Origin of the sequence: Enterococcus sp. DIV0703 (assembly GCF_051711065.1) — a bacterium.
Taxonomy (GTDB): Bacteria; Bacillota; Bacilli; order Lactobacillales; family Enterococcaceae; genus Enterococcus_B; species Enterococcus_B hirae.
The window spans coordinates 1178988-1190606 of the sequence record NZ_JBIOLX010000001.1; the positions used below are offsets into that span (position 1 = coordinate 1178988).

Below are 11619 nucleotides of genomic sequence, written 5' to 3' on the forward strand. Positions count from 1 at the left end.
ATGAATATATTGATCATAGGATCTGGTGGGCGTGAACATGCGATTGCGAGTAAAATCTTACAAAGTCCGCTAGTCGAAAACGTTTATTGTGCACCGGGGAATCCTGGCATGACACGTGATGGGGTCAAAATCGTTGATATTAAAGAAACTGATCATCAAGGATTGATTGAGTTTGCTAAGAAAGCGTCGATTACTTGGAGTTTTGTTGGCCCAGAAATTCCATTACTAAATGGGATCGTAGATGATTTTAAAAAAGCAGAGTTAAAAATATTTGGTCCGACGAAAGCTGCCGCATTGATTGAAGGATCTAAGAGTTTCGCCAAAGAATTGATGGAGCGTTGTCAGATTCCAACTGCTGAATCTAAAACTTTTACCAACTATCTTGAAGCCAAATGGTACATCGAAGAGAAGGGTGCCCCAATTGTGATCAAAGCGGACGGTTTAGCTGCTGGCAAAGGCGTGGTCGTAGCGATGACAAAAGCCGAAGCGTTACAGGCAGCCAGCGATATGCTGGAAAAACATCGTTTTGGACAAAGTGGACATCAAATCGTTGTGGAAGAATTTTTAGAAGGAGAAGAGTTCTCTTTGTTAGCGTTTGTGGATGGCGAAGCAGTTTATCCAATGGAAATCTCACAAGATCATAAACGAGCGTATGATGGAGATCAAGGACCGAATACTGGAGGGATGGGCGCCTATTCTCCAGTACCTCACATTTCTGAAGCAATCATTGAAGCGGGGATCGAAAAAGTAATAAAACCTGCAGCTAAGGGGATGAGCGAAATTGGTCGTCCGTTTATCGGTGTATTGTATGCAGGATTGATCGCCACTTCAGATGGACCGAAAGTGATTGAATTTAATGCGAGATTTGGCGATCCTGAGACACAAGTCATTTTACCTCGATTGAAGAGTGACTTGGCGCAAGTGATCACTGATTTGTTAGACCATAAGCCGGTTCATTTAATTTGGGAGGAAACTGGATATCGTTTAGGAGTTGTAGTTGCAGCAGAAGGTTATCCTAATCAGTATTTAACCGCTATGGATTTGCCCGATTTTCCTGAAGAGGAGGTAACTGTCTATTATGCGGGTGTTCAAGAGGAAAAAGGAAATTTAAAAGGTTCAGGTGGTCGAATCTACTTAGTGGAGTCCTATGGGGAAACAATTGAAGAAGCGAGGGAAAAAATATACAACGTGTTAGAATCAAAAGATACAAAGGGGACATTTTATCGGAAAGATATTGGAATGAAAGCAATCAACGTTTTTTCTAAGAATCACTAGCGCAACAAAAAGGGGGATAACATTTTTTTCTTTTTTGAGAAAAAAGTGGCATGCCTCTTTTTGCCCCCTTTTTGAAGTAAATGTGTTAAAATCTAATGGGAAAGAAAGGAATGATTTTAATGAAACAGATTCAATTGGGAACTTCAAATCAAAAGGTGTCATCGGTTATTCTCGGATGTATGAGGATTAATGGCGCTGAACATCCAGAACGTATTATTGAAACTGCTTTTGATAACGGTATCAATTTTTTTGACCATGCGGATATCTATGGTGGTGGAGAATGTGAAACCATCTTTGCTAGTGCATTAGCAAAAACTTCAATAAAGAGAGAAGAGCTATTTGTTCAAACAAAATGTGGGATTGTTCCTGGTGTGATGTTTGACTTTTCCAAAAAGCACATCATTGAATCAGTAGAAGGTAGCCTCAAACGGTTAAAAATGGATTATGTTGATGCGTTGCTATTACATCGTCCCGATACCTTAGTTGAACCTGAGGAAGTGGCAGAGGCATTCGATGAATTAGAAAAGTCAGGTAAAGTACGTTATTTCGGTGTAAGTAATCAGAAACCAATGCAAGTCGAATTGCTAAAGAAATACGTCAAACAACCTTTGTTGATCAACCAATTGCAATTTGGATTGAAACATTCTGGAATGATTGATCAAGGGATCCATGTGAATATGACAGATGAAGCTAGCGTTGACCACGATGGTAGTGTCTTGGATTATTCACGTTTGAATGAAATGACGATCCAAGCATGGTCGCCTTATCAATATGGTTTTTTTGAAGGGGTATTTATCGGTAACGAAAAGTTTCCTAAATTGAATCAAAAATTAGCAGAACTTGCTGAAAAATATCATACAACGCCAACAGGTTTAGCTTCAGCTTGGATTTTACGCCATCCTGCGAATATCCAAGTGATTGCAGGAACGATGAATGTAGGGCGAATCAAGGAAATTGCACAAGCATCAGACGTTGAACTGAGTCGTGAAGACTGGTATGCGCTGTATCGCGAAGCTGGCAATATCCTACCATAGATATGAAAAAACATTGAGTAAAACAGTCATTAGTTGCTTGTTCGCTAATGACTTCTACATATATTGATGCGAGGAACGTCACTAAGAATCTACGAAAAGGGGAGTAAAATGGGATATCTAAATAAATGGGACAATAATTCGTCGATGCCAGAAAGTGAGCTAAACGCTCATAAAGCAGCGTATGAAAATGTCAGTGATGGTAAAGAAGCGAAAGGCAATCTAAAACTAGACCCCCAACGCTATAGTCTTGGAGTAATGACACACGCAATAAATAAAACGAAATCTGCAAAATTAAATAAACCTAATAGAGCTCTACTTGGAATGATCCAAGAAATAGCGCAAAGCTATTTTAGCCCTAAAGTACTTGCTGGTATGGAGGAATTCAACAAGAATAGAGAAAAAGAGCTAGAAAAAAGTTCGAACATTTCGCAAACAAAGTTATCTAAAGATAAAGAAAACCCTGATAATGAAAATCAAGTTTATAAAAGGTTGAATGCCATTATCTCTGGCGCTAAACAGACACTCGTTCAAACCGGAACTCTGAATAAAAACGATCAAGAGAAAACAAACCAATCAAAAGAAGCTGGAAATCAACAAAAGAATGAACCACCTGGTAGAGATTGAGTAGCTATAAGCGACAAACAGCTGATTGTTTATTTTTCGAAAAGTTTGATGGCTAGACAGTGTTATTTCAGATTAAGGAGTTTTTATTTTTTTGTTTATATTCCCCTTGATTTTTTAGTTTAAATACGGTAAATTACATAAGGTGCTAAAAATAAACACCCAAAAAGCAAATAATGTTCGTGTTTTACTGAATTCGAACATCAGGAGGATCATGTCCATGAAAGTGTTTGATTACGAAGATATTCAACTCATTCCTAATAAATGTATTGTAAGTAGCCGTTCAGAATGTAACACGACAGTGACACTAGGAAAGCATACTTTTAAAATGCCTGTTGTCCCTGCGAATATGCAAACGATCATCGATGAGTCAATTGCACAATTTTTAGCAGAAAATGGTTACTTCTATATTATGCATCGATTTGATGAAGCAGCAAGAATCCCCTTTGTGCAAAAAATGAAGGAGCAACAATTGATTACTTCAATCAGTGTTGGCGTAAAACAAGAAGAATATTCATTTGTTGAAGAATTAGCACAGTTAAATTTAGTTCCTGATTATATCACGATTGATATTGCGCACGGTCATTCAAATGCGGTGATTGAAATGATCCAACATATCAAAAAACATTTACCAGAAACGTTCGTTATTGCAGGAAATGTTGGTACACCAGAAGCTGTTCGGGAATTAGAAAATGCCGGAGCTGATGCAACAAAGGTTGGAATTGGACCTGGCAAAGTTTGTATCACAAAAATCAAAACCGGTTTTGGTACCGGTGGTTGGCAACTTGCTGCCTTAAGATGGTGTGCGAAAGCTGCCAGAAAACCGATTATTGCTGATGGGGGTATTCGTACCCATGGTGATATTGCAAAATCCGTTCGTTTTGGCGCAACAATGGTTATGATCGGTTCGCTATTTGCCGGACATGAAGAATCGCCTGGTGAGACAATGGTGGAAAATGGCGTAGTGTACAAAGAATACTTCGGCTCTGCCTCCGAGTTTCAAAAAGGTGAAAAGAAAAATGTAGAAGGTAAGAAAATTTGGATCCAACATAAAGGGTCTTTGAAAGACACGTTGGTTGAAATGCAACAAGATTTACAATCTTCTATTTCTTACGCGGGTGGGAAAGATATTGAAGCTATTCGCAAAGTTGATTATGTGATTGTTAAAAACTCCATTTTTAACGGAGATACCATTTAATAGCTATTAAAAAGCAAAGTAGATGCTCTCGCATCATGCTTTGCTTTTTCTTTGCTTTTCGATCCCTTTTTTATAAGATAAAATAGGCAGTAGAAGAAAGAGGAATGGAGAAGAACATGTGGGAAGTCATAGATAAGAAACAAAGACCAATTTATCGACAAATTATGGATCAGGTGATGAAAAATATTGAAAATGGGAATTTAGATCCCAACGTACCCTTGCCCTCTGAAAGAAAATTGGCAGTTATTTTTCAAACAAATCGCACCACTGTGGTTCGAGCGTTGGATGAATTACGAGATCTTGGCGTTCTTATCAGTCGCCGAGGCAGTGGACGCTTTGTGAATCAAACCGAATGGGGGCGGTATTCTGTCCCGAGAGTGAATTGGCGTGAATTATTTTCTCAACGCTATGAACAAATCGATGATAGTTATGAAAAAATGATCGAAGTAGGAAAACTGAACCCTCGTTTTCTCGATTTATTTTCGAGCGAGATGCCTACAGACTTATTACCAAACGTTCAATTTCCAGCATACTCAATGAATGAGATTATTGAAAAAGAGCAACAAATCACCTGTCTAGGTTATCTTCCATTAGTAGCAAAAATAAAAAATTACTTGATCGAAAAATTTTATTTTGATTTTACTAAAACGCAATTATTAGTTACGAGTGGGGGTCAACAGGCTATTTTTCTAATTTTACAGACGATTTTATCTAGTGGTGATGCTATTGCGGTAGAAGCGCCTTCGTTTTTTTATCGTTTGTCCTTATTTAAAGCGACAGGGATTCGTCTATTTGGTGTACCCATGGATAGCGAAGGTATTGAGCTGGATAAGCTAGAAGTGTTGATCAAGAAAAATAAATTGAAAGCTGTCTTAGTCAATCCAAACTTTCAAAATCCAACAGGGAAAGTGATGTCCCAAAAACGTCGCGAAGCATTAGTGACCCTTTGTCGCAACTATCAATTACCGATCATTGAAGACGACGTTTTTAGTGACTTATCCTTTCATGATAGTGAAAAGCATAAACCAACTGCGATTCATTCGATTGATCCGGAAAACGTCTTATATGTCGGATCATTATCTAGGGTATTAGGACAAACGACCAAGATAGGTTGGATCGTTGGGCTGCGTTCCTTTATCGACCGCTTAGCGAAAGCGCAGGAAATGATGGAATTTTCGATGAGCATCTTTCCCCAAAATGTGGCGATGACTGTATTTGAAGAAAGTTATAGCACAAAGATCGCCATTGTGAGGGAAGAATTATACAAAAGAAGTTTGACACTGGTTGAATGGGAAAAAACGCAAAACTTTTTTGAAGTCTGGCCCATTTATGGTGGGTACTATGCGTGGATTACGTGGAAAGGACAGCAATTGACAAGAGATATTGCGGAAGAATTGATCCGCTCAGGGTTAGGCATTGCACCAAGTTTTTTGTTTGGAGAAGAGACTAACGGGTTGCGTATCAATTTTAGTCGTTTAACTGAAGAAAGGCTGCCATTTTTTCAAGCGGAAATGGCAAAATTAGCAAAACGTTTATCCGTTTAATTCATGATCAAAAGAACAGGTTCATGTGCAACAGTTAAGGAGATTCCTTGCTGTTGCTTTTTAATTGAAAAAAATACACATATAGTAGAAAATTAAAAGAGGGATGATTGTAAAGAAAATCACTAATTAATAAAAAATTTTTTCTGTTTGTTGGAATAAGGTATAACAATGTGCGGATTCAATGATAACAGTAGAGAGGAGTAGATAGAAAATCAGGACTAATTTTATACAAAAGATGTAAACCGCTTTCTTAATTGTGATGTTGTTCACTATTTGCGTGGTTAAGCGGATTATTACAAATTTTTAAAAACGTGAATTTTTTTGCTTTTAGCTTGTATTTCTTAATGATCCATGATAATTTATAAAAGAAGACGGTTGGATATTGATACAGTTTATATATCTGTTTCAATCGCAGAAAGATGAGATTTTCTTATATGATGAGAGAGGAATGTGTACAAATGGCAAAAAAGAAATTACCACTAGACTTTAATGCGTTATTAGATGAAGTCAATTCAGATTTTCCAGTATACCAAGCGCTTGACCAAAATGGTAAAGTAGTAAACCCTGATCTTGTTCCTGATTTATCAGATGAACAATTAGTAGAATTAATGACTAGCATGGTTTGGTCTCGTGTATTAGACCAACGTTCAACAGCTTTAAACCGTCAAGGACGTTTAGGATTCTTTGCACCGACAGCTGGTCAAGAAGCTAGCCAACTTGCAAGTGCATTTGCTTTTGAAAAAGAAGACGTATTACTTCCTGGTTACCGTGATGTTCCCCAATTAGTAAAACATGGATTGCCTTTAGCACAAGCTTTCTTATGGTCACGAGGACATGCGGCAGGGAATTTTTATCCAGAAGAATTGAAAGCTCTACCACCACAAATCATTATTGGTGCGCAGTACATCCAAGCAGCTGGTGTGGCTTTAGGATTGAAAAAACGAAACAAAAAAAATGTGGTCTTCACTTATACAGGTGACGGCGGCTCTTCTCAAGGAGATTTCTATGAAGCAATCAACTTTGCTGGAGCTTATCATGCAAATGCTGTATTTTATATCCAAAACAATGGCTTTGCGATCTCAACACCTCGTGAAAAACAAACAGCTGCTAAAACATTAGCGCAAAAAGCTGTGGCAGCTGGGATTCCAGGGATCCAAGTAGACGGTATGGACCCATTAGCAGTTTATACAGTATCTAAAATGGCACGTGATTGGGCAATCAACGGGAATGGTCCAGTCTTGATTGAGACATTGACTTACCGTTATGGTCCGCATACTTTATCAGGAGATGACCCAACTCGTTACCGTTCAAAAGAAACAGATGACGAATGGCAGAAAAAAGATCCATTGATCCGTTTCCGTAACTACCTAACAGAAAAAGGTCTATGGTCAGAAGAAAAAGAAGAACAAGTAATTGAACAAACAAAAGAGGAAATCAAAGCAGCGATTGCTGAAGCAGATAAGATTCCAAAACAAAAAGTTTCTGATTTCTTAAAAAATATGTTTGAAGTGGCACCACAATCAATTAAAGAGCAAATTGCAATCTATGAAGCGAAGGAGTCGAAATAATCATGGCACAAAAAACAATGATTCAAGCAATCACAGATGCCCTAGCACTTGAACTTGAAAATGATGAGAACGTAATCGTTTTTGGTGAAGATGTTGGGAAAAACGGTGGAGTTTTCCGTGCAACGGAAGGATTGCAAGAAAAATTTGGCGAAGAACGCGTTTTCGATACCCCATTAGCTGAATCAGGGATTGCTGGTATGAGTTTTGGGTTAGCTTTAGAAGGTTTTCGTCCAGTACCTGAAATTCAGTTCTTTGGATTTATTTTTGAAGCCATGGATGAAGTAGTCGCACAAATGGCACGTACAAGATATCGAATGGGTGGGACTAGAAATCTACCGATTACGATTCGTTCACCATTTGGTGGTGGGGTTCACACACCAGAACTTCATTCAGATAACTTAGAAGGATTGATTGCTCAATCTCCAGGAATTCGCGTAGTCATTCCATCAAATCCTTATGATGCAAAAGGATTATTGATCTCTTCTATCCGCAGCAATGACCCAGTTGTATTTTTGGAACATATGAAACTTTATCGTTCATTCCGTGAAGAAGTTCCAGATGAAGCTTATGAAGTACCATTGGACAAAGCGGCAATTACTCGTGAAGGAACAGACGTTTCAATCATTACCTATGGCGCAATGGTTCGTGAAGCGATCAAAGCAGCTGACAATCTTGCGAAAGAGGATATTTCAGTAGAAGTCGTTGACCTAAGAACAGTCGCACCGCTAGATATTGACACAATCATTCAATCAGTTGAGAAAACTGGTCGTGTGGTAGTCGTTCAAGAAGCGCAACGACAAGCAGGTGTAAGTGCCCAAGTGATTGCTGAAATCTCAGAACGTGCGATCCTTTCATTAGAAGCACCAATTGGACGTGTAGCAGCACCAGATACTGTTTTTCCATTTGGACAAGCTGAAAACATCTGGTTACCAAATGCGGCTGATATTGAAGCAAAAGTCAAAGAAATTGCAGAATTCTAAGAAATAAGAAGGGACGTAAGTAAATCATGGCATACCAATTTAAATTACCTGACATTGGTGAAGGAATCGCAGAAGGCGAAATCGTCAAATGGTTTGTCAAGCCAGGCGATACCATCAATGAGGATGATACGTTATTAGAAGTTCAAAATGATAAATCAGTAGAAGAAATTCCATCCCCAGTTACTGGGACAGTGAAAAACGTCATCGTACCTGAAGGAACAGTCGCGAATGTTGGCGATGTACTGGTAGAAATCGATGCACCAGGACATGAAGACAATGAAACAAGTGGCGATGCTGGAGTAGCAGCGAAAGAGCAAACACCTGAACATCCAGCTGCTGAACCAACTGAAGCTAGTGCCGATGGTGGGGTCTTTGAATTTAAATTACCCGATATTGGTGAAGGAATCGCAGAAGGTGAAATCGTTAAATGGTTTGTGAAACCAGGCGATACCATCAATGAAGATGACACTTTGTTAGAAGTACAAAACGATAAATCGGTAGAAGAAATCCCGTCGCCAGTGACTGGAACGGTTAAAAACATCTTGGTATCAGAAGGAACAGTTGCAACTGTTGGTGATGTATTAGTAGAAATCGATGCACCAGGACATAATAGTGCGCCTTCTACTACATCAGAAAAAACAGCTGAATCAACTGATGCTAAAGTAGAAACTTCTGGTTCAGCATCAGTAGCTGAGGCAGCTGATCCTAACAAACGTGTTTTGGCTATGCCATCAGTTCGACAATTTGCTCGTGAAAAAGATGTGGATATCACACAAGTCACTGCAACTGGTAAAGGTGGACGTGTGACAAAAGAAGATATTGAAAGTTATCTATCAGGAGGGCATGCGAGTCAAACAGCATCAGCTGAACCAGCTGCACCTGCGACAGAAAAAGCGGTTGAAGCGAAAGCTGAAAGCAAGCCAGCAACACCAGCAAAAGCGTTCAAATCTAATTTAGGCGAATTAGAAGAACGTGTAGCAATGACACCGACACGTAAAGCGATTGCTAAAGCAATGGTCAATAGCAAGCAAACAGCGCCACATGTTACTTTACATGACGAAGTAGAGGTTTCTAAACTTTGGGATAATCGTAAGAGATTTAAAGAAGTCGCAGCTGCGAATGGGACAAAATTGACTTTCTTGCCATACGTGGTAAAAGCATTAACTGCTACTGTGAAGAAATTCCCTATTTTGAATGCGTCAATTGATGATGCGAACCAAGAAATCGTTTATAAAAATTACTATAACATCGGAATCGCAACTGATACAGATCATGGCTTGTATGTACCAAATGTAAAAGATGCAGACCGTAAAGGGATGTTTGCGATTGCGGATGAAATCAATGAAAAAGCAAAACTAGCTCATGAAGGTAAATTAGCAGCTGAAGATATGCGAAATGGCACTATTACGATCAGTAATATTGGTTCTGTAGGTGGTGGCTGGTTTACACCAGTAATCAACTACCCTGAAGTAGCAATTTTAGGTGTGGGAACAATTGCACAACAACCGATCGTTAATGGTGAAGGTGAAATCGTTGTTGGACGAGTGATGAAACTTTCCTTAAGCTTTGATCACCGAATCGTAGACGGAGCAACAGCTCAACAAGCAATGAACAATATCAAACGACTTTTAGCTGATCCTGAGTTATTGATGATGGAAGGATGATAAACAAATGGTAGTTGGAGATTTTGCTGTAGAATTAGACACAGTTGTAATCGGTGCGGGACCTGGTGGCTATGTTGCTGCCATCCGTGCTGCTGAAATGGGACAAAAAGTGGCAATCATTGAAAGAGAATACATCGGTGGTGTTTGTTTAAACGTTGGTTGTATTCCTTCAAAAGCGCTGATTGCTGCAGGACATCATTATCAAGAATCTCTTGATTCAACTTTATTCGGTGTCACGAGTGAAAATGTCACACTTGATTTTGCAAAAACACAAGACTGGAAAGAAAATAAAGTAGTGAAAACACTGACTTCTGGTGTTGGCTTCTTATTGAAAAAACACAAGGTAGAAACAATCGAAGGCGAAGCATTCTTCGTCGATGATCATACATTGCGTGTGATCCATCCCGATTCTGCTCAAACGTATTCTTTCAATAATGCAATCATTGCTACTGGTTCCCGTCCGATCGAAATCCCAGGCTTCAAGTTTGGCGGACGTGTACTTGACTCAACAGGCGGTTTAGCTTTAAAAGAAGTACCAAAAAAATTCGTCATCATTGGTGGCGGAGTTATTGGAGCAGAATTAGGTGGAGCCTATGCTAACTTAGGTGCTGAGGTAACGATTCTTGAAGGTTCTCCTCAAATTTTACCTACCTATGAAAAAGATATGGTGAAATTAGTGGAAGACGACTTCAAGAAAAAAGGTGTGACAATCGTAACCAATGCAATGGCGAAAGAAGCTGTTGATAATGGGGACAGTGTGACAGTCAAATATACTGTTGACGGTAAAGAAGAAACAGTGACAGCAGATTATGTTATGGTAACAGTTGGCCGTCGTCCAAATACAGACGATATGGGATTAGAACAAGCGGGTGTCGAAGTCGGTGAACGTGGATTGATTCCAGTGGATCAACAAGGGCGCACGAATGTGCCAAACATTTTTGCAATTGGGGATATCGTACCAGGTGCTGCTTTAGCGCATAAAGCAAGTTATGAAGCAAAAATTGCTGCAGAAGCTATCTCAGGTAAGAAAGTAGCAGTTGACTATAAAGCAATGCCTGCGGTTGCCTTTACAGATCCAGAATTAGCTTCTGTTGGGATGACGATCAAAGAAGCAAAAGAAGCTGGTATTGAAGCTACTGCATATAAATTTCCGTTTTCAGGAAATGGACGGGCGTTATCGCTTGCAAAAACAGAAGGTTTTATCCGTTTAGTGACGACCAATGAAGACAATGTCATCATTGGAGCGCAAATCGGTGGTGTAGGTGCTAGTGATATGGTTTCTGAGCTTGCTTTAGCCATTGAATCAGGAATGAATGCCGAAGATATTGCGTTAACGATCCATCCACATCCATCGCTAGGTGAAATTACGATGGATGCTGCTGAACTCGCTTTAGGTTTACCAATCCATATTTAATTTAGCAATTGGGATATTTTATCCGAACTGTTTCAAAAAAAGTATGGATGCTGGCGATAGTTGCCAGGTTAAAAACATCTTTTTGACAAATTGGATTGATACATGATCGATGAAACATCAAAGTTAGCAAAAACTGCTAGCTTTGATGTTTTTTTTGTGGTCTTTTCAAAACCTCTTTTTCTGAAAAAAGAAAAAAGAAAGTCAAGCTTTTTGAAAGAGGGTGTTAGAATAAATGTGGTAAAAGCAATCAGGTCAGCATATTTCTATATCAATGATTTAACTAGCGGAACTAGTTGTTTACTAATTAATTTTTAATCACTT

10 protein-coding genes are annotated in these 11619 nt (G+C 39.1%); all 10 read left to right on the plus strand.

Translation table 11 applies throughout. The annotated features are described in order from the left end of the window. Positions 1-1275 (plus strand): phosphoribosylamine--glycine ligase, encoded by a 1275-nt coding sequence (gene purD / locus IGK81_RS05380; RefSeq protein ID WP_034700375.1) that lies wholly within the window; start codon positions 1-3, stop codon positions 1273-1275. Between the two features lie 119 nt (positions 1276-1394). Further along, a complete protein-coding gene (locus IGK81_RS05385; protein ID WP_010719376.1) occupies positions 1395-2309 on the plus strand; it encodes an aldo/keto reductase in 915 nt (304 codons plus the stop codon). A 108-nt stretch (positions 2310-2417) separates the two neighbouring features. Continuing rightward, entirely contained in the window at positions 2418-2933 is a 516-nt protein-coding gene (locus tag IGK81_RS05390) for a hypothetical protein (RefSeq protein ID WP_034700377.1), read from the plus strand. A 217-nt stretch (positions 2934-3150) separates the two neighbouring features. Next, positions 3151-4128: a GMP reductase gene (gene guaC, locus IGK81_RS05395; RefSeq protein WP_010719374.1), complete on the plus strand. Its 978-nt coding sequence runs from the start codon at positions 3151-3153 to the stop codon at positions 4126-4128. A gap of 116 nt (positions 4129-4244) precedes the next feature. Further along, positions 4245-5672: a PLP-dependent aminotransferase family protein gene (locus tag IGK81_RS05400; RefSeq protein WP_034700378.1), complete on the plus strand. Its 1428-nt coding sequence runs from the start codon at positions 4245-4247 to the stop codon at positions 5670-5672. A 458-nt stretch (positions 5673-6130) separates the two neighbouring features. Further along, on the plus strand, positions 6131-7240 hold the full coding sequence (gene pdhA, locus IGK81_RS05405) for a pyruvate dehydrogenase (acetyl-transferring) E1 component subunit alpha (RefSeq protein WP_010719372.1): 1110 nt from the start codon (positions 6131-6133) through the stop codon (positions 7238-7240). 2 nt (positions 7241-7242) lie between these two features. Continuing rightward, entirely contained in the window at positions 7243-8220 is a 978-nt protein-coding gene (locus IGK81_RS05410) for an alpha-ketoacid dehydrogenase subunit beta (protein WP_010737448.1), read from the plus strand. 26 nt (positions 8221-8246) lie between these two features. Then, positions 8247-9884, plus strand: coding sequence for a dihydrolipoyllysine-residue acetyltransferase (locus IGK81_RS05415; RefSeq protein WP_010719370.1), 1638 nt, complete (start codon positions 8247-8249; stop codon positions 9882-9884). Positions 9885-9891: 7 nt separating this feature from the next. Further along, entirely contained in the window at positions 9892-11298 is a 1407-nt protein-coding gene (gene lpdA / locus IGK81_RS05420; protein WP_010719369.1) for a dihydrolipoyl dehydrogenase, read from the plus strand. A gap of 102 nt (positions 11299-11400) precedes the next feature. Continuing rightward, complete coding sequence (locus IGK81_RS05425; RefSeq protein ID WP_034700380.1) at positions 11401-11613, plus strand: hypothetical protein; 213 nt, start codon at positions 11401-11403, stop codon at positions 11611-11613. Positions 11614-11619 lie beyond the last annotated feature (6 nt).

Coding starts and splice junctions, on each gene's coding strand:
- purD (WP_034700375.1), top strand. CDS start 1: ATGAATATATTGATCATAGGATCTGGTGGGCGTGAACATGCGATTGCG.
- IGK81_RS05385 (WP_010719376.1), top strand. CDS start 1,395: ATGAAACAGATTCAATTGGGAACTTCAAATCAAAAGGTGTCATCGGTT.
- IGK81_RS05390 (WP_034700377.1), top strand. CDS start 2,418: ATGGGATATCTAAATAAATGGGACAATAATTCGTCGATGCCAGAAAGT.
- guaC (WP_010719374.1), top strand. CDS start 3,151: ATGAAAGTGTTTGATTACGAAGATATTCAACTCATTCCTAATAAATGT.
- IGK81_RS05400 (WP_034700378.1), top strand. CDS start 4,245: ATGTGGGAAGTCATAGATAAGAAACAAAGACCAATTTATCGACAAATT.
- pdhA (WP_010719372.1), top strand. CDS start 6,131: ATGGCAAAAAAGAAATTACCACTAGACTTTAATGCGTTATTAGATGAA.
- IGK81_RS05410 (WP_010737448.1), top strand. CDS start 7,243: ATGGCACAAAAAACAATGATTCAAGCAATCACAGATGCCCTAGCACTT.
- IGK81_RS05415 (WP_010719370.1), top strand. CDS start 8,247: ATGGCATACCAATTTAAATTACCTGACATTGGTGAAGGAATCGCAGAA.
- lpdA (WP_010719369.1), top strand. CDS start 9,892: ATGGTAGTTGGAGATTTTGCTGTAGAATTAGACACAGTTGTAATCGGT.
- IGK81_RS05425 (WP_034700380.1), top strand. CDS start 11,401: ATGATCGATGAAACATCAAAGTTAGCAAAAACTGCTAGCTTTGATGTT.